This is a genomic window from Pseudorhodoplanes sp. (assembly GCF_059499825.1).
The window spans coordinates 182,672-203,289 of sequence record NZ_JCABZI010000013.1; the positions used below are offsets into that span (position 1 = coordinate 182,672).

Consider the following 20,618-nt stretch of genomic DNA (forward strand, 5'->3'; position numbering starts at 1 on the left):
CGGACGCGGCGTAAGCCGCGCATCGGCGGCAAACCTCCTTGCGCTATTCATCCTTCAGCATCTTTTCGCAGGCGCTCCGCGGCAATCGCGGCTGGCAGCCGGTCTGGCGCGAGCCGGAGCCAAAAGCCTCCTATGACGTCATCATCGTCGGTGGCGGCGGTCATGGGCTCGCGACCGCTTACTACCTCGCCAAGGAGCACGGCCTTACCAATATCGCCGTTGTCGAGAAGGGCTGGCTCGGCTCCGGCAATGTCGGGCGCAACACCACCATTATCCGCTCGAACTATCTGCTTCCGGGCAACATCCCGTTCTACGAACACTCGATGAAGCTCTGGGAGGGGCTGGAGCAGGACCTCAATTACAACGCGATGGTGAGCCAGCGCGGCATCCTGAACCTCTATCACTCCGACGCGCAGCGCGACGGTTATGCGCGTCGTGGCAATGCCATGCGGATGCATGGCGTCGACGCCGAATTGCTGGACCGGGATGGCGTCAAGGCGCTCGTGCCGTTTCTCGATTTCGACAATGCACGCTTCCCGATTCAGGGTGGGCTTGTGCAGCGCCGCGGCGGCACGGTGCGGCATGACGCGGTGGCATGGGGCTATGCCCGCGCCGCTGACCAGCGTGGTGTCGATCTCATCCAGAATTGCGAGGTTACCGGCATCCGCATCGAATCGGGCCGCGTGACCGGCGTCGACACGACGCGCGGCTTTATCGGCGCGCGCAAGGTCGGATTGGCCGTCGCCGGCAACACATCGCGGCTCGCCGCGATGGCGGGCTTCCGGCTGCCGATCGACAGCCATGTGCTGCAGGCTTTCGTCTCGGAAGGTCTGAAGCCTGTGATCGATACCGTCATGACATTCGGCGCAGGGCATTTTTACGTGAGCCAGTCCGACAAGGGCGGGCTTGTGTTCGGCGGCGATATCGACGGCTACAATTCATACGCGCAGCGCGGAAACCTGCCGGTCATCGAGGATGTGATGGAAGGCGCGATGGCGGTATGGCCCGGGCTGGGACGCATCCGCGTGCTGCGTCATTGGGGCGGCATCATGGACATGTCGATGGATGGCAGCCCGATCATCGACCGTATGCCCGTGGATGGTCTCTATCTCAATGGCGGCTGGTGCTATGGCGGCTTCAAGGCGACGCCAGCGTCGGGCTTCTGTTTCGCGCATCTGATTGCGCGCGACGAGATGCATCCGGTGGCGAGTGCCTATCGCCTCGATCGCTTCGCCTCCGGCGCGGTGATCGACGAGAAGGGCGTTGGCGCCCAGGCCAATCTGCATTAGGGCGCGCAATGAGAATCTCTTGTCCTTATTGCGGCGAACGCGACCGGCGCGAATTCACGATCCTTGGTGACGCCGATCCGGTGCGGCCGGATGGTATGGACGCCGATGCCGACCACATGTTCGCGTATGTCTATCAGCGCAACAATCCGGCGGGCCTGTTTCGCGAATACTGGTATCACGGCGCCGGATGCCATGCCTGGCTGGTGGTGGAACGCGATACGCGCACGCATGCGATCAAGAGCGTGACAAGCGCGCGCCAAGAGACGCTGGCCCCGCAGCGGGGAGGGGCCTGATGGCTTACCGTCTCCCCTCCGGCGGACGGATTGACCGGTCGCGGCCTCTGCGCTTCACCTTCGATGGCAAAAGCTATGGGGGCTTTCACGGCGATACGCTGGCGTCGGCGCTGCTCGCAAACGGCGTGCGGCTGGTCGGGCGCTCGTTCAAATATCACCGGCCGCGTGGCATTCTGTCCGCGGGCAGCGAGGAGCCGAACGCTCTCGTCGAACTGCGCAGCGGAGCCCGCCGCGAGCCGAATACGCGTGCGACCACGATAGAGCTTTACGAAGGGCTCGAAGCCACCTCACAAAACCGCTGGCCGTCGCTGCGCTTCGATCTGTTGTCCATGACGGCGCCGCTGTCGCCATTCATGAGCGCAGGGTTCTACTACAAGACCTTCATGTGGCCGGCGCGATTTTGGGAAAAGCTCTACGAGCCAATGATTCGCCGCGCTGCGGGGCTTGGGCGTGCCGCAGACGAGGCGGATCCCGATCATTACGAGAAGGCTTTCCTGCATTTCGACGTGCTGGTGATTGGGGCAGGACCGTCGGGCCTGGCGGCTGCGCTCGCGGCCGGACGTTCCGGTGCGCGCGTCGTGCTGTGCGACGAGGGCTTCGAACTCTGCGGCAGCCTCCTGTCCGAACGCCAACACATCAATGGAGCTCCCGCTGAGGCATGGGTAGCTTCGGTCGTCGCCGAACTTAGGTCGTTGCCCGAAGTGCGGATCATGCCGCGCACCACGGTGTTCGGCGTCTATGATGGGGGCACCTACGGCGCGATCGAACGCGTCGCCGACCATCTTGCTTCGCCCCCGCCGTTCCAGCCGCGCCAGCGGTATTGGCAGATTGTCGCGAAGCGGGCCGTTCTCGCATCTGGAGCGATTGAGCGGCCGATTGTTTTCGGAGGCAACGATCGCCCCGGCGTCATGCTGGCGGGCGCTGTTCGTGCTTACGTCAATCGGTTCGGCGTGCTTCCCGGGCATCGTTGCGTTGTCGTTACGACTGGCGACGACGGCTGGCGCACCGCGCATGATTTCAGCGCTGCCGGCGGCAAAATCGTCGCGATCGTGGATGCGCGCCGTGAGGTGAATCCGGTCTTGCGCGAGGCGGCCGATAAGGCGGGAATCCGCTTCATTCTTGGCGCACAAGCGCAGTCGGTGCATGGCCGCACCGTTGTCACGGGTCTCGATGTGCTGCATGAGTCCGGCAAGGTCGAGCGCCTGCGTTGCGATCTGGTCGCCATGTCGAACGGATGGAATCCAGCGATCCATCTGACCACGCATCTTGGCGGAAAGCCGGTATGGGACGAGACGCGAAATGCGTTTCTTCCGTCACAACAATTGCCGCCCGGCCTGTCGGTTGCTGGCTCCGCAAACGGCGAATTCGGTTTGGCGCGAGCGATCGAGCAGGGCGGATCCGCGGGGGCGGCAGCCGCCGGCGATTGCGGTTTCGCTGGGCAGCCGTTGCCGCAGGTGACGACAGAACCGGAGCGGCATGCGTGTTCGCCGGTTTGGACAGCGCCGGCCGGCAAAGGGAAAGCCTTTGTCGATTTTCAGAACGACGTGACCGCCTCCGACGTGCAACTCGCACATCGCGAAGGCTTCCGCGCGGTTGAGCATCTGAAACGTTATACGACGCTTGGCATGGCGACGGACCAGGGCAAGACCTCGAACCTTGCGGGCCATGCGATGATGGCGGCGCTCTGCGGCGTCGACATCGCGCGCGCCGGCACCACGGTGTTTCGACCGCCTTACACGCCGGTCGCAATCGGCGCGCTGGCGGGACACCATCGCGGCAAGGACTTCCGCCCGTATCGCCTCACTCCCTCGCATGACTGGGCGCGCGAGCGGGGTGCCGTGTTCGTCGAGACCGGCTTGTGGCTGCGCGCGCAGTATTTCCCGCAGGCCGGAGATAAAGACTGGCTCGACGCGGTGGTGCGCGAGGTCGATGCGGTGCGCAATGGCGTTGGCGTCTGCGATGTGTCGACACTGGGGAAGATCGATATCCAGGGCGCGGACGCGGCAGAGTTTCTGAACCGCGTCTACATCAATGGCTGGAGCAGTCTTGCGGTCGGCAAGGCCCGCTATGGCCTGATGCTGCGCGAGGACGGCTTCGTCATGGACGACGGCACCACCGCGCGGTTGGCCGACACTCATTTCGTGATGACGACGACAACCGCGAACGCCGCACGGGTGATGCAGCATCTTGAGTTCTGTCATCAGGCGCTTTGGCCCTCGCTCGATGTCCGGATAGTCTCAGTCACCGAACAATGGGCGCAATATGCGATCGCGGGGCCGCGTTCGCGCGACGTGCTGCGCGGCGTGATTGATCCACAGCATGATATCTCCAATGCCGCCTTTCCTTATCTGGCGTCCGGTCAGGTGACTGTCGGCGGCGGCATCGCGGCGCGGCTGTTCCGGATTTCGTTCTCGGGTGAACTTGCCTATGAGCTTGCGGTGCCGGCATCCTACGGCGACGCGGCGATCCACGCGATCATGAATGCGGGCCAGCCTCACGGCATCCATCCTTACGGTACCGAAGCGCTTGGTGTGATGCGCATCGAGAAAGGGCATGTCGCCGGCAACGAACTCAACGGGCAGACGACCGCACGCGACCTCGGTCTGGACAAGATGATGTCGCGAAAGAAGGATTATATCGGCCGTGTGATGGCCGCCCGGCCGGCATTGCTCGATCCAGGGCGGCCGCGCTTTGTCGGCTTTCGTCCCGTCGACCCCACAGACCGCCTGCGCGCCGGCGCGCATTTCGTCGCATCCGGCAGGCCTGCGACCGCCGCCAATGACGAAGGTTTCATGAGCTCGGTTGCCTATTCGCCCACGCTGAAACACTGGATCGGACTTGGCTTTCTGAGCAGGGGTCCGGAGCGGCTTGGCGAGCGCATTCGCTGCGTCGATCCGTTGCGCGACGCCGCCTTCGATGTCGAGGTGTGTTCGCCGGTCTTCGTCGATCCCGAAGAGGAGCGGCTGCGTGTCTGAGCGGGCAACATCGTGGCAACGGATCGGCGTCTGGGACGCCATTGTCCGCCCGGGTCGGTCGGGCGCCGACCGCGCCGAGACCGGCGTCATCATCACGCCACGGCACGATTTTTCTTGGGCCTTCGTGATCGGATCGCATGAGGGTGACGCAGACCTTAAACGCGTGTTGGGTGAGCGCTACGCGCTCCGGCCGCCGCATACGCCGCACGCCGTGTGCGGTGTGTCGCTCGACCTCCTCTGGTCGGGGCCGTCGCAATGGCTCGCGGTGTCGGTGCGCCCGCAGATGCCGGCCGAACTTTCATTGGAGCTTGCCGGCATTGCCGCCGTCACCGACCAAACCGACGCCCGTGCGGTCCTGCGCCTAAACGGGCCGCATGTGCGCGACGTGCTTGGGAAGGGATGCCCGGTCGACTTGCATGACAGAGCATTTCGCCGGGGTGACACGATCGTCACCGCGATAGGCGGGATCGGCGTCCAAATCTGGTGGGCCGATGTCGACGACGCTGTGCATCTTGCGGTACCGCGCAGCATGGCGGGCAGCTTCTGGTCCTGGCTGCTGCCGTCCGCGCAGGAATTCGGTGTCGAGGTGCTGCTGCCGCGGGGCTAGGCTTTGCGCTTGCCGCCGGCCGCGACGCGGGAGGCGAGTTCTCGCGTCGAAGGGATACGGCGCTCCGGGTCGCCGGAGGCCGCATCATCGCGGGCGAGATTTTCGATGATGGCGAGCAGAGTCCGCCGCGTGGCCGCGATATGCTCGGGCTGAACGCCTGCGACCGCGATCCGGTTCACGTCTTCCGCCAAGGGCACCAGCTTATCCTTCAGTTGACGGCCTTTCGGCGTCAGAAACACATAAACGTTCTTGCGATTGTCGGGCAGTTGGCGGCGGGAGATGTAGCCGAGTTTCTCCATCGCGTTGAGCGCCGAGAAGGTGGTTGGCTCCATGACGCCGGCCTCATCGCTCAGCTCACGTTGGGTAAGTCCTTCTTTTTCCCACAGAATTCGCAGAAAGGTCCAATGCCCGAGCGACACGTCATGCGCGGTCAGGCGCATCTGTAATGCTCGTAGAAGTGCCCTTGTAGCGTCCTTGACGAGGTGCGCGAGGCGATCGTCGGGCACAGCCTCGCGCCAATGTTTCAGGATGTTCTCGGTACCGCCGCGTTTGCGCTCGCTCATCGGACCGCTCCGCGCAACCCGACCTGATGACGCAGCATGATCTCGGTCTGGGCCTCCGCCGACTCCAGGATCGCCAGGCAGACCTCCAGCGTCGCGCGCGACCATTCGCCGTCATGCAGCGGCGGCTTGCCTTCAACCACCGCGCTGTAGAATTCGTCGATGACTTCGGCGCGAACAATGTCGCGAACCGGCACCGGATCAAACCCGACCGCGTCGTCGCCGTAGATCATGACTCCGTCCGGCGTCGGCCGCAGATCGCCAAACTCGCACGACACGACGAACACCCCGAAATGCTGATGGCTGCGATCCGGCGGCGGGGCGCCCGCCGGCACATAGCTGGCGCCGCCGTAATTGCGGGCCGCCTTCAGTGCGGCTTCCTCGTCGGCATTCGACGCCGCACGCAACGCCTTGCGCATCGCCCCGTAGCGCGAAGGGTCTTTCGGCAGTCCCATCTCGCCGATAAAGCCCATGAACTCGTCGGAATCGAAATGCGCGTAGCCGCTATAGGTGCAGGAGGCGAACGCGCCGTCCTCGAAGCCGAGTAGCGCCGAATAGGCGCCCTCGGTCGGTCGCGCGGCGTCCCAGTTCCCGGTCATCGCCCGCACGCTGCGCACGCGGCCGCCGCCCAGCAATCGGACGATGTCGATCTGATGCGCACCCTGGCTGAAGATCACGCCGCCGCCTTGAGCGGTGTCGAGTTCCTCGGGCCGGCGCGGCCGCACCATGTAGTCGGTGTAATTGAAGGCGTGGATCATGCGCACCGCGCCATAGGCGCCGCTGTCGATCAGCCTGCGCGCATGCAGGATCGGCGCATTGAAGCTGTGGCTGTGCCCGACCACGAGTTGCACACCCGCATTCTGCACGGCGTCGATGATGGTGCGGCACTCATCGAGCCGGACCGCGATCGGCTTTTCGACCAGCACGTGCTTGCCGCGCGTGGCGGCGATGGCAACGTGAGCGGCATGCATCTGATGCGGGGTCGCGACATAGACCGCGTCGATGGATGGATCGTCGCACAGGGCTTCGATCGTGTCGTAGGTCGGAGCGCCGAAATCAGCCTCGAACCGCTGGCGGGCTTCCAGTCTCAGATCGCTCGCAGCCGCGAGGGTAATGCGCGGATCCGCCGCGAATGTCGGCAGCATCAGCGTGAAAGCGCGGCCGAGCCCTGCAATACCGAGACGGATGGGGCGCACGGCCATGATGGGCTACCGGTCGATCACGAGTTCCGGCGTCTTCGCCCGCGACACGCAGATCATGATCTGGCTGTCCCGTTCCGCGTCCGTCAGCACAAGGTCGCGGTGATCGGCTTCACCCGCGATCAGCTTGGTGCGGCAGGTGCCGCAGGTGCCGCTTTCGCAGGAACTCGGCACGTCGTATCCGGCCGCCCGCATGGCCTCGAGGATCGTCGTCCCGGCGGGGACGTCGATGGTTGCGCCGCTTGCCGCAAGCTTGACCTTGAAAGCCGTGTCGTCCGGCCGCCGCGCATCCGCTTCGCTGAAGGCTTCGAAATGGATCGCCGTGGACGACCAATGGCCGGTGGCGTCGCGCACGGCCTCCATCAGCCCGCGCGGGCCGCAGCAATAAAGATGCTCGCGGTTTTTGCGTTCCTCCACGATTGGCCAGAGATCGAGGGCCTTGGCCGGGTCGCCGCCATCGTAATGGATGAAAACCTTGCCCTTGAATTCGGGAGCGCTCAGTTCCTCCCGGAACGCGGTCATGTCCGGTGTCCGCGAACAATAATAGAGCCTGAATTTCTTCGACGGATCGTTCTTCAACGCATGAATCATCGCGATAAACGGCGTGATGCCGATGCCGCCGGCGATGAAGATGAAGTGATCGCCGCGCTGCGGCAAGGCGAAGGCGTTGTCCGGTGCCGAGATGAACCACTCGTCGCCTTCCTTCGTATGGTCGATGAGATAGATCGAGCCGCCGCGGCCATTGTCCTCCCGCTTGACGGCGATGCAGTAGTGATCGCGCGCAGCCGGGTCGCTGCACAGCGAGTATTTCCGCATCAAGCCGTTCGGAACGTGAAGATTGATGTGGGAGCCGGCGGTAAAGGCCGGCAGTTCACCGCCGTCCTTGCGGCGCATCTCGTAAAGATGGATGCCGTCGGCGATTTTTTCGGCGCGGGTGACGCGAACGGGGATATCGGCTGTCGGGATCGAACTCATGGCGGGATGACTTGTTGCAAGTAACTGGTTTCTGGTCGCTGGAGCTTTCTGGTCGCAAATTCTGGTGCGATGCACAATCGCCGCATCACTCCGTCTAGTGGTCCGATTCTAACATTCGCATCCCTTCTCGGCAGGCTCTCTTGCGAATGTTAGAATCAAGGACCACTAGCAAGTATTGGATTCGAGTGGAGCTTTGGATTTGACATTCGCCTGTTGAGCCTGGGTCGCGCGGATGGCGAATGTCAAATCCGCTCCACTCGACAAGCAGGCTGGAATGACTATAGGATAAAAACTTAGAGGGCTAATATTTTCTCCCGGGGCCAACCCGGTCGGTGGCCCTTTGAAGCTACGCTTGGGAGGCAAGCCGATGATGACCGCAGAGGAAAACGACCTGCTGTGCCGCGTCGAGGGCGACGCGCCGATGGGTCAGATCATGCGCCGCCACTGGATGCCGGCCTGCCTGATTGAAGAAGTGGCGGAGCCCGACGGCGCGCCGCTGAAGGTCAGGTTGATTGGCGAGGACCTCGTGGTGTTCCGCGACAGCGACGGAAAGCTCGGGATCATCGATGAGTATTGCCCGCATCGCCGGGTGTCGCTTGCTTTCGGCCGCAATGAGGAATGCGGCCTGCGCTGCCTTTATCACGGCTGGAAGATGGACGTGGACGGCAACGTGGTTGAGATGGCGTCCGAGCCGCCGGAGAGCGGCTTCGCCGAGAAGGTGAAGGTCAAGGCCTATCCCGCGCGCGAATGGGGCGGCTTCGTCTGGACCTATATGGGTCCCGCCGAGACGATGCCGGAGTTCGAGCCGCCGGCCTTCGCGCCGACGCAGAATGCCCAGGTTTCGATCGTGAAGATCCATGTCGGCTGTAACTGGGCGCAAATCCTGGAGGGGCAGATCGATTCGGCGCATTCGTCGAGCCTGCATTCCTCCGACATGAAGCCCGCCAAGGTTGATGCGGCGAAGGCCGTCGATACGCATTGGCTGCGGCCCTCGACCGACAAGGCGCCACGCCTGCAGGTCGAGCGCACCAGCTTCGGCTTTCACTATGCGGCGATCCGCCGCCCGATCGCCAATGCCAATGTGAACGATTACGTGCGGGTGACGGTCTATGTCGCGCCGTTCACCGCGCTGATTCCGCCGAACAACGAATACAATGTTGCGACCGTGCTGGTCCCGGCGGATGACGAGAACACCGTGTTCCATTTCATCGCCTGGAGCGACAAGGACGCCGACTGGGCGAACAAGGCCGGGATCGACCAGGAAGTCTGGCGCAAATTCAATGTTGCGCAGCCCGGCATCGATCTCGATCGCGGCTTCAACAATCTGCGGACGCGCGCCAACAACTACCGGCAGGACCGCAATGCCATGCGGCTCGGCGATTTCACCGGCATCAAGGGCATTCCCAATCAGGACATCGCGATGTGGGAAACCATGGGTCCGATTGCCGACCGCACCAAGGAGCGGCTTGGCGCCAGCGATCTCGCGGTGGTGGAATTCCGCAAGCTGATGGTCGACGCGGCACGTCAGATGCAGGATACCGGAGTCGCGATCGGACGCACCACACCCCACGTGCCGCAGAGCAAGATCCGCTCATTCGAAGGCATCGTGCCGAAATCGACCAACTGGCGAAGCTTTACGGTCCCGTCCGATCAGGATCGGGAGAAGGTTGCGTAACGCCGCAACAGCGGCTTCAATGACCATACACGACGTCTCGACAAGAAGGCGAAATCGCACTGGGAGGAATGAATGAAGAAACGGACGTTCGGTCCGCTGCTCGGACTTGTTGCTGCCGGCCTTCTGTTTGGGGCGCAGCCATCAGTCGCGCAGGACAAGCTGAAGCTGGCGGTCGGTCAGCGCGGCAACTGGGACACGTCGATCTCGGAGGTCGGCCAGCTTGCTGGCATCTTCAAGAAGCACGGCCTCGAACTCGAAATCGTCTATACCCAGGGGGCCGGCGAAACGCTGCAGGCCACGATTTCCGGCAGCGTCGATATCGGCGTTGCGGCCGGCATCATGGGCGTGCTGAGCGCCTATTCGAAAGGCGCGCCGGTGCGGATCATCGGTGCCGAGACGACGGGAGCCTCCGATCTCTACTGGTATGTGAAGTCGGATTCGCCCATCAAGTCGCTGAAGGACACGTCCGGCAAGACATTGGCCTATTCCACCAATGGCTCTTCGACCCACGGCATCGTTACCGCCTTCATGAAGCAATACGGTCTGTCGGCGAAGCCGACGGCGACCGGTGGCCCTCCCGGCACACTGACCCAGGTGATGTCCGGCCAGATCGATGTCGGTTGGGCGGCCCCGCCCTTCGGGCTCGATCAACTCGACCAGAAGCAAATTCGTATTCTCGCCTCCGGCAATGATGCCGACGCGTTCAAGGGCCAAACCGTGCGCCTCCTGGCGACCACGGCTCCCGTGCTGCAGGCGAAAAAGAGCGCGATCGACCGTTACATGAAGGCTTATCGTGAGACCATCGACTTCATGTACACGGATGCCGGGCTGAAGGTTTATGCCGACTGGCTGAAGATCCCGGAGGCCAAGGCCCGCCGCACCCGCGACGACTTCTTTCCGAAATCGTCCGTCGATCCAGACCAGATTACGGGTCTCGACACCATTGTGAAGGATGCGGTCGCGCTCAAGTTCACCGCCAATGAACTGACCAAGGAGCAGCTGGCCGAGCTGATCCAGATTCCGCCGCGCTAGTGGAGCGGATTGCGTCACGTCCGATTGCGGGCCGTCAAGGCCCGCAATCGTGCGGTTTCTTGCCGCCTTTGCCTGCATCCCCGGACTTCTGCTAGTACCCTCGCCGCGGCCCGGTAAAAATCAGAACGACCGGGGGCCTGCGGGGTTCTGTATGCTTGAAATGCTGCGCGCGATGGCGCGCTTTATCAGCGATAAGATCGGCTGGCACCGGATAGGGTTTGCGCTCAGCGTCCTCATCATTGCGGTTGCCGCTGTCGTTCTCTACCGCATGTTGCGCGGCATCGATATCGCTGAGGTCTTCAAGGCGATCCGGGCGACCGACCCCAAGGACTTCTGGCTGGCGGCGCTGTTCGTCGGCTTCGGCTATTTCACGCTGACCTTCTACGACCTGTTTGCGGTCCGCACGATCGGCCGCAGCGACGTGCCATACTCGACGGCGGCGCTCGCGGGCTTCACCAGCTATTCGGTCGGTCACAATGTCGGCGCCAGCGCCTTTACCGGAGGGGCGGTCCGCTACCGGGTCTATTCGGCACACGGCGTCAGCGCCGTGGAAGTGGCCAAAATCTGCTTCGTGGCCGGCCTGACATTCTGGCTCGGCAATGCGACGGTGCTCGGTCTCGGCATCTTCTATGCGCCGGAGGCGGCGAGCGCCATCAACCACCTGCCGGAATGGTTTAACCGGACGCTGGCGGGAATCACCATCGTGGTGCTTACCGCCTATGTGATCTGGGTCTGGGTTCGGCCACGCACGATCGGCCGCGACGGCTGGCAGGTGACGCTGCCGGGCGGGCCGCTCACCTTCCTTCAGATCGTCATCGGCATCGTCGATCTGGGTTGCTGCGCCGCTGCCATGTATCTCTTGTTGCCGGACCAGCCGCACATCAATTTCATCATGCTGGCGGTGATTTTCGTATCCGCGACACTGCTCGGCTTTGCCAGCCATTCACCCGGCGGGCTCGGCGTGTTCGACGCCGCCATGCTGCTGGCGCTCTGGCAGTTCGAGAGGGAAGAATTGCTCGCCAGTTTGCTGCTGTTCAGGTTGTTGTATTACATCATTCCCTTCGCGCTTGCGCTTGCGATCCTGGGCGCGCGCGAGATCATCAAGGGGATGATGTCGAACCGCGTCCCGCCGCTCGGCGACATTGCCGTCGACGTGCTGGCGTCGCCGCCCGCGAGCGACGCAAACGCGGCGGATGGAAAGTCTCACGTCCGGAAGCCGTCCAATGACGATGGAACGAAACGGTGAGCAGGGGCGTGTTGCCGAGGAGCCGGAATCTCGCGCCGGTCGTTATGATTCATGGCTGATGGCCGCGGTTGCGGTCGTGGCGATTGTCATTCCGCTTTCACGCGGTGATCTGAGCGCCGCGATCGGCATTCCGGCCATCGCGGTGGTGCTGGCCGCCGCCTGGTATTTCAGCCGTCGCAGCCGGCGGCGTCTGGCGCCGGTCCAGCCCGCGGCAGCGCCCGCGCAACCGGGCGACCACCTCATTACCGACGTGATCGCGGCCTTGCCGGACCCCACCGTGCTGATGGAAGCCGACGGGCGGGTCGTGACCATGAACGCGTCGGCGAGTGCGATCGCTCCGGCCTTGCGCCGGGGTGAGCCCGTGTCGCTCGCGCTTCGCATTCCGGACGTCATCGACGCGATCCGGCGCGCTGCGCTCGGGCGTAAACCCGAGCGCGCCGAATTCTCCGAACGGGTGCCATCCGAGCGATGGTTCGAGGTCTTCGTCACGCCGCTCCGCTCCGACAGGGTGTCGGACACGACAACCCGGCTGCTGCTGACCTTCCGCGACCTGACGGCGATACGCCGGGTGGAGGAAATGCGGGTCGATTTCGTGGCCAATGCCAGCCACGAATTACGCACGCCGCTCGCGTCATTGTCGGGCTTTATCGAGACGCTGAAGGGCGCGGCCCGTAACGACACCGCGGCGCGCGAGCGGTTCCTCGACATCATGGAGGCGCAGGCCAAGCGCATGGCCCGGTTGATCGACGACCTGCTGTCGCTGTCGCGGATCGAACTTTCCGCCCATGTGCGCCCGGAAACGCCGGTCGAATTGCTGCCGATCGTGCGTCAGGTGGTCGATTCGCTGCAGATGCTCGCCCGCGATCGCGACGTCGCCATCACCATCGACGCGCCGAAGGAGCCGCTGATCGTGTCCGGCAGCCGCGACGAACTCACTCGCGTATTCGAAAATCTGGTCGAAAACGCGCTGAAATACGGCGCCTCGGGCAAGCGCGTTGAGATCACGCTGTCGCGTGCCTTCGCGGTCAGCGGCGGCGAGGAAGCGGTGGCGTCGGTACGCGATTACGGGCCGGGCATTGCGGCGGAGCATCTGCCCAGGCTCACCGAGCGGTTTTATCGGGTCGACGTTGCCGAAAGCCGCGAGCAGGGCGGCACCGGCCTCGGGCTGGCCCTGGTCAAGCACATCATGAACCGGCATCGCGGCCGGCTGACCATCGAAAGCCGGTCTGGGGAAGGCGCGACTTTTACCGTCCGGATGCCGATGTCCACAGGCGTCAGCCCGGTTCAGCGAAAAATCGGATGAAATATCAGTCGGTTGCGCTGTCATCCAGCTGTCATCCAGGCGTCATAGAAGCTTCGGCATGTCACCCCTAGTGACCGGGGCGACCGGACGGGCTTCCCCCAGCCTTCAGCGACACCCGCTCCCGCCCGGCACATAACGAAGGAGAGAGACCTTGAAACATACGACCTTCGCCGGCGCGTTTGCGCTCGTGGCGGCCGGTGCGATGTTCGCCGGTGCCGCCGAGGCCCGCGACCAGATTCGTATCGTCGGTTCGTCTACCGTTTACCCGTTCACCACCGCCGTTGCCGAGCAACTCGGCAAGACCGGTGGCGTCAAGACCCCGGTCGTGGAATCCACCGGCACCGGCGGTGGCATGAAGCTGTTCTGCGCCGGTGTCGGCGTCGAGCACCCGGACGCGACCAATGCCTCGCGCCGCATGAAGAAGAGCGAACTGGAAATGTGCCAGAAGAACGGCGTCAAGGACGTCGTCGAGATCAACATCGGGTTTGACGGGCTCACCGTCGCTCAGTCGAAGCAGGGCACCCCGGTCAAGTTGACCCTGCCGCAGTTGCTTTTGGCAGTTGCCAAGGAAGTGCCCGGTCCCGACGGCAAGCTGATCCCGAACCCGAACAAGATGTGGTCGGACATCGACAAGTCGCTGCCGAACACCAAGATCGAAGTGCTTGGCCCGCCGCCGACCTCCGGCACCCGCGATTCTTTCCACGAGTTGCTGCTGGAAAAGGGCGCTGAGCAGATTCCGGCGCTGGCTGCGATGAAGAAGTCTGACCCGAAGGCTTTCGACCGCGTGTGGAAAACCCTGCGTGAGGACGGGGCCTATGTGGAAGCCGGCGAAAACGACAACCTGATCGTTGCCAAGCTCGATCAGAACAAGAACGCATTCGGCGTGTTCGGCTTCTCGTTCCTTGAAGAGAACTCGGCCAAGCTGCGCGGCGTGCCGCTGAATGGCGTCGTTCCGGAATTCGACACCATCACCGCCGACAAGTATCCGGGTTCGCGCCGCATGTTCGTCTACCTCAAAAAGGCGCACGTTGGCGTCGTGCCTGGTATCGATAAGTTTGCGGCCGAGTACGTTTCGCCCAAGGCTCTGGGTGAAGATGGCTATCTGGCCAAGAAGGGCCTCGTCACGCTGCCAAAGGCGGAAGCCGATGCGGTACGCAAGGCCATCATAGAGATGAAACCCGTCTCTCTCGATGCGCTCGGTTCCTGACAAAACGTGACAGGGGCGGTCGCCATGCGCGACCGCCCTCTCTCTTCAGGCGGCCGAAAGAAGTCCGCCGATACCATCTGTTTTGTCTGTTGAAGGGTTGAGGCGATGACGTCGCTGTATTTCCTGGGCTTGGCCGTACTGGTCGTCGTCGGATATCTGTTCGGCCGGTCGCGCGCCGCGACTGCCGAACGATCAGCCTCGCTGCATTCGCGCCCCTCTTATCACGGCTCGTTTGTCGTCATCAGCATTCTGATCCCGATGTTGCTGATCCTGGTGGTCGCAGTGCCGATCGCCGACCGCATTGTGAACACGCAGGCGATCAGCGCGCTCGATCCGGCATTGCTCGACGACGATCTGAAGCGCGGCGCCGCTTTGCGCGACATCATCGCGGTGGCATCCGGCCGCTATTCCGGCCAGCCGAGCGTGGCGCTGAAGAACGCAGCAGACGTTTATGCGTCGCTTCGTTCATGGACCAATACCATCATCGTCGGCGGCGGCTGGATTTTTGGTTTGCTGGGTCTTGCCTATGGCCTGCGTATGCTGTCGGTTCAGTTCCGCGCCCGCAACCATGTCGAGACCATCGTCAAATATGTGCTGCTGGCCGCCGCCTGCGTCGCGGTGCTGACCACCATCGGCATCGTGTTCTCGGTGCTGTTCGAGACCGTGCGCTTCTTCCAGAAGGTTTCGCCGCTCGATTTCATATTCGGGACGCAATGGTCTCCGCAGACCGCGATCCGGGCCGACCAGGCCGGCTCGTCCGGCGCCTTCGGCATTATTCCGCTGGTCACCGGCACGCTTCTGATTACGTTCATCGCGATGCTGATCGCCGGGCCGATCGGCTTGTTTGCCGCGATCTACATGGCGGAATACGCCACGCCGCGGTTCCGGGCCTGGGCGAAGCCGCTCCTCGAAATCCTGGCCGGCATCCCGACCGTGGTGCTCGGTTTCTTTGCCGCGCTCAGCCTGGCGCCCTGGGTGCGCACCGCGGGCGAAGCGCTCGGCCTCAATGTCGCCTCCGAAAGCGCGCTCGCCGCGGGCATCGTGATGGGCATGATGATCATCCCGTTCGTGTCGTCGCTGTCGGATGACGTCATCAACGCGGTGCCGCAATCGCTCCGCGACGGCTCCTATGGGATGGGCGCAACCCACTCCGAAACCATCAAGAAGGTCGTGCTGCCGGCGGCGCTGCCCGGTATCGTCTCGGCATTCATGCTGGCAATCAGCCGCGCGGTCGGCGAAACCATGATCGTGGTGATGGCTGCCGGGCTCGCCGCCAATCTTACGTTCAACCCGCTGGAGGCGGTCACCACCTTCACGGTGCAGATCAAGACCATTCTGGTGGGCGACCAGGAATTTGAAAGTGCAAAGACGCTTGCCGCCTTCGCGCTCGGTTTCGTCCTGTTCTTCTTCACGCTGACGCTCAACGTCATCGCGATGCAGATCGTAAAACGGTATCGGGAACAATATGACTGACACCAGCCTTCCGGGCGTCCGCTCGATCGACCTTGGAACCGACGCTGCTCGCGCGCGCATCAAGGCCCGCTATCGCGCCGAGAGCCGCTTCCGGTTCTATGGTCTCGCCGCGATCGGCATAACGGCTCTCTTTCTGGTCGTGGTGCTGACCGACATCGTGATCAAAGGCTACCCGGCATTCACGCAGAATGTGATGATGATGAAGATCACCGTCGATGCGGCGGAGATCGACCCCAAGGGCTCGCGCAATCCGGCCGATATCAGGGCGGGCGACTTTCAGGCACTGGTGCGCAACGCATTGCGTGCCGAGTTTCCCGATGCAAAGGATCGAATCCAGCGCCGCCAGCTGGATGGTCTCCTGTCATCTGGCGCCGCCGATTATCTGAGGGAACGCGTTGTTGCGGATCCCGCGTTGATCGGTCAAACGATCACCGTTCCGGTGCTGATGTCATCGGACGCTGACCTTTACTTCAAGGGAATCGGGACCCGGATTGCCAGGACGCCCGGGGTCGGGACGGCCACACCCAGCGCTACAAACGGCGAGATCGAAATCACTTCCACGTCCAGCGACTTCGCCAACACGCTTGCGCTGGTGAAGCAAGGTCTGACCACCCGTGCCCGCGCCGAGCAGTCGGAGGCGGAGCGGCTGCAGGGTTTGTCGAACCGCGCCGTCGCGCGCAAGGCGGAACTGGAAACCACGCTTGCAGCCGCGAGGGCATCGAACGACGCCGGTCGCATCGGAACGCTTGAGGGACAGATCGCCGCAGCGGCCGACGAGGCGACGTCTCTCGGAAGCCGCGCCAAGGAATTGCTCGATAGTGTTGCAGAGATGCGCGCCCGCTATTCGAACGCATCCGCACCGGAAACGCTAAACGAGCGTCTTCCGAGCCTTTTGGTCGCCATCAATGGCGGCGTCGTGAAAGTCGCGGAGGTCAGTTCGGGATCCATCAAGGGCGAGGCTGTCATTCCGCTGACGTCCGCCAACCCGGCGACTCCGAAAAGCTGGCAGGTCGTGATTTATGAGACGCCCGAGGCGAGCCGCCGGGTTAACGATCGCGTCGTCACTTGGCTCGAGAGCCTGAAGGCGAAAGGCGTTATCGAGAGCCGCTTCAACTGGCGCTTCTTTACTGCGGGCGACAGCCGCGAGCCGGAACTGGCTGGTATTCGCGGTGCGCTGGTGGGCTCCCTGCTCACGCTCGCTGTAACCCTCGTGCTGTGTCTCCCAATCGGTGTCGCTGGCGCCATCTATCTCGAAGAATTTGCCCCCAAGAACCGGATCACTGAAGTCATCGAGGTCAACATCAATAACCTCGCGGCGGTTCCGTCGATCGTGTTCGGTCTGCTGGGCTTGGCGATGTTCCTGAATTTCTTCGGACTCCCGCGATCGGCGCCGCTCGTCGGTGGACTGGTGCTGGCACTGCTCGTATTGCCGACTATCATCATCGCCTCGCGTGCCGCGCTCAAGGCGGTTCCGCCCTCGATCAAGGAGGCGGCGCTGGGTGTCGGCGCCTCGCAACAGCAGGCGATCTTCCACCACATCCTGCCACTGGCGATGCCCGGAATAATGACCGGCACGATCATCGGCATGGCGCACGCGCTCGGCGAGACGGCGCCGCTCTTGATGATCGGCATGGTCGCCTTCATCGTCGAGCCTGCAACGAGCATTGTCGACGCCGCGACTGTGTTGCCGGTCCAGATCTATCTCTGGTCGGATCTGCCGGAAGTCGGTTTCCAGGCGCGAACGGCAGCCGCGATCATGGTGCTGCTGGCGTTCTTGTTCCTTATGAACGGGACCGCAATTCTCTTGCGCAAACGCTTCGAGCGGCGCTGGTAAGTCATTGGGAGTTAGGAGATGCTGGCTATGGACGCAATGGTTCAACCCGCCGCCTCGGCCGCTGCGATCGATATCGCCGGTACGCAGGCCAAGCCCAAGGTCACGGCGCGGAACGTCAACGTCTATTACGGCGACAAGCACGCCCTGAAAGACGTCAACGTGGATATCCCGGCGCGGTCGGTGATGGCTTTCATCGGCCCGTCCGGCTGCGGCAAGTCGACCTTCCTTCGCTGCATCAACCGGATGAACGACACCATCCCGGTTGCGCGGGTGACCGGCAAGATCGATATCGACGACCTCGATATTTACGACAAGTCGCTGGACGTCGTACAACTGCGCGCGCGTGTCGGCATGGTGTTCCAAAAGCCCAATCCATTCCCGAAATCGATCTACGAAAACGTCGCCTATGGTCCGCGCATCCACGGGATCGCTCGTTCGAAATCCGAACTCGACGAGATCGTGACATCCAGCCTGAAGCGCGCCGGGCTATGGGAAGAGGTCAAGGATCGTCTGGACGATTCCGGTACCAGCCTGTCAGGCGGCCAGCAGCAGCGGCTGTGCATCGCGCGGGCGATTGCGGTCGGTCCTGAAGTGATTCTGATGGACGAACCATGCTCCGCGCTCGATCCGATCGCGACCGCTCGCATCGAGGAACTGATCGATGAGTTGCGGCGGAATTTCACCATCATCATCGTGACGCACTCGATGCAGCAGGCAGCCCGCGTGTCGCAGCGGACCGCGTTTTTCCATCTCGGCATTCTTGTCGAGGAGGGCCCGACCGAGACCGTCTTCACGACGCCGGGCGATCGCCGCACCCAGGATTACATCACCGGCCGCTTCGGCTGACCGGCTGCAGACAAGGACCAAGACAATGGCTGACCACATCGCCAAGGCGTTCGACGTCGATCTGCAGGAGCTCAACCGCATGGTTGCGGAAATGGGCGGCCTTGCCGAGAAGGAGATCGCGGACGCAGTGCAGGCGCTGACCCGCCGCGACATCGATCTCGCAAACAAGCTGATCGCAGCCGATGCCCAGATCGACGCGCTGCAGCGGGAGATCGAGGAGCGCGCGATCCTGACGATTGCGCGCCGCCAGCCGATGGCCATCGACCTTCGTGAAGTGGTGAGCGCCTTGCGGGTCGCCAACGAAATCGAACGCATCGGCGATCTCGCCAAGAATATCGGCAAGCGCGCACTCGACCTCGAGGGTGAATATCCGTCGCTGAAGCTCATCCGCGGCGTCGACCATATGGGGTCTCTGGTGTTGACCCAGCTCAAACGCGTGCTGGACGCCTATGCCGCCCGCGACGTCGACGAGGCCATGGATGTGTGGAAGCGTGACGAGGAAATCGACGCCATGTGCGTCTCGCTGTTCCGCGAATTGCTCACCTACATGATGGAAGACCCGCGCAACATCACGTTCTGTATCCATCTCCTGTTCTCGGCAAAAAATATCGAGCGGATGGGCGACCATGCCACCAACATCGCCGAGACCGTCTATTACATGATCAAGGGCGAGCCGATCACTTCCGAACGCCCGAAGGCCGATACCACCAGCTTTGCGCCATTGGCGGCGCAGGCGGCGCAGGGATGAACGGAAGCAGCGACATGAACGCTCAGACCGCGCGCATCCTGATCGTTGAGGACGAGGAGCCGTTGTCGCTGCTGCTGCGATACAACCTCGAGACCGAAGGATACGACGTCGAGACCGTCGCGCGCGGTGACGATGCCGATACCAGGCTGCGCGAGAGCACGCCCGATCTCGTCGTGCTCGACTGGATGTTGCCCGGACTGTCCGGCATCGAACTCTGCCGGCGGCTGCGGGCGCGGCCCGAGACCAAGTCGCTGCCGATCATCATGCTGACCGCGCGCGGCGAGGAGAGCGAGCGCGTGCGCGGGCTTTCGACCGGCGCCGACGATTATATCGTCAAGCCGTTCTCGGTCCCGGAACTGGTGGCACGGATCCGGGCGCTGCTGCGGCGATCCCGGCCGGAGCGGCTGGCCGACGTGTTGACGCTGGGCGAAATCGAACTCGATCGCGTCAAGAAGCGGGTCTCCCGCGCCGGCCGCGACGTAGAGCTCGGGCCGACCGAGTTCCGGCTTCTGGAATTTCTGATGGAGCGCCCCGGCCGCGTGTTTACCCGGGAACAATTGCTCGATGGCGTGTGGGGCAGTGAGGTCTATATCGACGAGCGTACCGTCGATGTGCATGTCGGGCGGCTGCGCAAGGCTCTCAACCGTGGCCGCGACGGGGATCCGATCCGCACCGTGCGCGGCTCCGGTTATGCGATCGACGATCGCTTCGGGCGCGCGGACCTCACCTGATCTGACCTTGTCCGACTTGGTCTGGTCGATCCGGTCGCCGCGGCGCCCTGCGCGAGCGCGTCAGCGCCCGCCTGCCGAGCGCTTGTCCCGCCGCGCCGCCGGCGGCTGATAAGCGATACGCGAGTGGTAGGCGCAATAGGGCAGACCATTAACGGACGGACCGCCGCAGAAATAGAATTCCGACGTCGCCGGGTCGCCGATCGGCCATTTGCAGGTCTGCTCGTTCAGTTCCAGAAGCGTGCGGCGCTGTCCGATCGGCACGACATTCTCGACCTGGGCCGGTTCGACGTCCATCTCGTAGTCATAGGCGAAGGCCTGGGCCAGCGCGGTATTGCCGCGAACGGCGGGACGAGACACCCGTAACATATGGGTCGCCCTCGGCTTTCGCTGCCGCGGCGCGCTGGACGACGGCGCCTTGGTGCGGCCGGAGAGCCCCAGACGATGCACCTTGCCGATGACCGCGTTGCGGGTGATCCCGCCCAGTTCGGCCGCGATCTGGGAGGCCGAGAGGCCGTCGGACCAGAGCTTCTTGAGCTGCTCGACCCGTTCGTCGGTCCACGTCATGGGTTTCTCCTTGTTGCCCCGCGGAGGGGAATACCGTCCGCAGAATCCTTTCCCGTCGCCG

17 protein-coding genes and 2 pseudogenes are annotated in these 20,618 nt (G+C 63.3%); 15 read left to right on the forward strand and 4 right to left on the reverse strand.

The features are described from left to right. The first annotated feature begins 38 nt into the window (after positions 1–38). From AC5I5I_RS19195 to AC5I5I_RS19210, 4 genes are read left to right on the forward strand one after another with little or no spacing between them, the layout of a single operon-like run. The gene (locus AC5I5I_RS19195; protein ID WP_495975608.1) at positions 39–1,289 is read left to right on the forward strand and encodes a sarcosine oxidase subunit beta family protein; all 1,251 of its coding nucleotides are present in this window, start codon (positions 39–41) and stop codon (positions 1,287–1,289) included. An 8-nt stretch (positions 1,290–1,297) separates the two neighbouring features. Then, a complete protein-coding gene (locus AC5I5I_RS19200) occupies positions 1,298–1,582 on the forward strand; it encodes a sarcosine oxidase subunit delta (protein WP_495975610.1) in 285 nt (94 codons plus the stop codon). After that, positions 1,582–4,557, forward strand: a complete 2,976-nt coding sequence (locus tag AC5I5I_RS19205; protein WP_495975612.1) for a sarcosine oxidase subunit alpha family protein — start codon at positions 1,582–1,584, stop codon at positions 4,555–4,557. Before AC5I5I_RS19200 ends, AC5I5I_RS19205 begins: the two co-directional genes overlap by 1 nt. Next, the gene (locus AC5I5I_RS19210) at positions 4,550–5,164 is read left to right on the forward strand and encodes a sarcosine oxidase subunit gamma (RefSeq protein ID WP_495975614.1); all 615 of its coding nucleotides are present in this window, start codon (positions 4,550–4,552) and stop codon (positions 5,162–5,164) included. Before AC5I5I_RS19205 ends, AC5I5I_RS19210 begins: the two co-directional genes overlap by 8 nt. Here the strand turns inward: AC5I5I_RS19210 and AC5I5I_RS19215 are convergent. From AC5I5I_RS19215 to AC5I5I_RS19225, 3 genes are read right to left on the reverse strand one after another with little or no spacing between them, the layout of a single operon-like run. After that, on the reverse strand, positions 5,161–5,727 hold the full coding sequence (locus tag AC5I5I_RS19215; protein WP_495975616.1) for a MarR family winged helix-turn-helix transcriptional regulator: 567 nt from the start codon (positions 5,725–5,727) through the stop codon (positions 5,161–5,163). The genes AC5I5I_RS19210 and AC5I5I_RS19215 overlap by 4 nt on opposite strands. Then, entirely contained in the window at positions 5,724–6,926 is a 1,203-nt protein-coding gene (locus AC5I5I_RS19220) for a Gfo/Idh/MocA family oxidoreductase (RefSeq protein WP_495975618.1), read from the reverse strand. Before AC5I5I_RS19220 ends, AC5I5I_RS19215 begins: the two co-directional genes overlap by 4 nt. A 6-nt stretch (positions 6,927–6,932) precedes the next feature. Continuing rightward, positions 6,933–7,898, reverse strand: a complete 966-nt coding sequence (locus AC5I5I_RS19225) for a PDR/VanB family oxidoreductase (protein WP_495975620.1) — start codon at positions 7,896–7,898, stop codon at positions 6,933–6,935. Between the two features lie 367 nt (positions 7,899–8,265). Here AC5I5I_RS19225 and AC5I5I_RS19230 point away from each other — a divergent pair, with 367 nt between their 5' ends. The 11 genes and pseudogenes from AC5I5I_RS19230 (at position 8,266) to phoB (ending at position 19,993) form a co-directional block, all read left to right on the forward strand. Then, entirely contained in the window at positions 8,266–9,573 is a 1,308-nt protein-coding gene (locus AC5I5I_RS19230; RefSeq protein ID WP_495975622.1) for a Rieske 2Fe-2S domain-containing protein, read from the forward strand. Positions 9,574–9,645: 72 nt separating this feature from the next. After that, positions 9,646–10,605 (forward strand): ABC transporter substrate-binding protein, encoded by a 960-nt coding sequence (locus AC5I5I_RS19235; protein WP_495975624.1) that lies wholly within the window; start codon positions 9,646–9,648, stop codon positions 10,603–10,605. 151 nt (positions 10,606–10,756) lie between these two features. Then, on the forward strand, positions 10,757–11,851 hold the full coding sequence (locus AC5I5I_RS19240; protein ID WP_495975626.1) for a lysylphosphatidylglycerol synthase domain-containing protein: 1,095 nt from the start codon (positions 10,757–10,759) through the stop codon (positions 11,849–11,851). Beyond that, complete coding sequence (locus AC5I5I_RS19245; RefSeq protein ID WP_495975628.1) at positions 11,829–13,154, forward strand: ATP-binding protein; 1,326 nt, start codon at positions 11,829–11,831, stop codon at positions 13,152–13,154. The genes AC5I5I_RS19240 and AC5I5I_RS19245 overlap by 23 nt, the downstream gene beginning before the upstream one ends. A 151-nt stretch (positions 13,155–13,305) precedes the next feature. After that, positions 13,306–14,361 (forward strand): PstS family phosphate ABC transporter substrate-binding protein, encoded by a 1,056-nt coding sequence (locus AC5I5I_RS19250; protein ID WP_495765201.1) that lies wholly within the window; start codon positions 13,306–13,308, stop codon positions 14,359–14,361. A gap of 105 nt (positions 14,362–14,466) precedes the next feature. After that, positions 14,467–15,834 carry a phosphate ABC transporter permease subunit PstC gene (gene pstC, locus AC5I5I_RS19255; RefSeq protein ID WP_495975630.1) on the forward strand — a complete coding sequence of 456 codons (1,368 nt, stop codon included), beginning with the start codon at positions 14,467–14,469 and terminating at the stop codon, positions 15,832–15,834. Next, positions 15,827–16,312, forward strand: a pseudogene (locus AC5I5I_RS19260) (DUF3333 domain-containing protein); the annotation flags it as partial. The gene pstC and the pseudogene AC5I5I_RS19260, both read left to right, overlap by 8 nt. A gap of 549 nt (positions 16,313–16,861) precedes the next feature. Beyond that, positions 16,862–17,668: pseudogene (gene pstA / locus AC5I5I_RS19265) on the forward strand (phosphate ABC transporter permease PstA); the annotation flags it as partial. 36 nt (positions 17,669–17,704) lie between these two features. Beyond that, the gene (pstB, locus tag AC5I5I_RS19270) at positions 17,705–18,514 is read left to right on the forward strand and encodes a phosphate ABC transporter ATP-binding protein PstB (protein ID WP_495975820.1); all 810 of its coding nucleotides are present in this window, start codon (positions 17,705–17,707) and stop codon (positions 18,512–18,514) included. A gap of 25 nt (positions 18,515–18,539) precedes the next feature. Then, the gene (gene phoU, locus AC5I5I_RS19275; RefSeq protein ID WP_495975632.1) at positions 18,540–19,262 is read left to right on the forward strand and encodes a phosphate signaling complex protein PhoU; all 723 of its coding nucleotides are present in this window, start codon (positions 18,540–18,542) and stop codon (positions 19,260–19,262) included. Between the two features lie 14 nt (positions 19,263–19,276). Continuing rightward, positions 19,277–19,993: a phosphate regulon transcriptional regulator PhoB gene (gene phoB, locus AC5I5I_RS19280; RefSeq protein WP_495975634.1), complete on the forward strand. Its 717-nt coding sequence runs from the start codon at positions 19,277–19,279 to the stop codon at positions 19,991–19,993. A gap of 60 nt (positions 19,994–20,053) precedes the next feature. On the opposite strand, the gene AC5I5I_RS19285 is transcribed toward phoB, so the two are convergent. Then, positions 20,054–20,557, reverse strand: a complete 504-nt coding sequence (locus AC5I5I_RS19285; RefSeq protein WP_495975636.1) for a GcrA family cell cycle regulator — start codon at positions 20,555–20,557, stop codon at positions 20,054–20,056. Between the last annotated feature and the right edge of the window lie 61 nt (positions 20,558–20,618).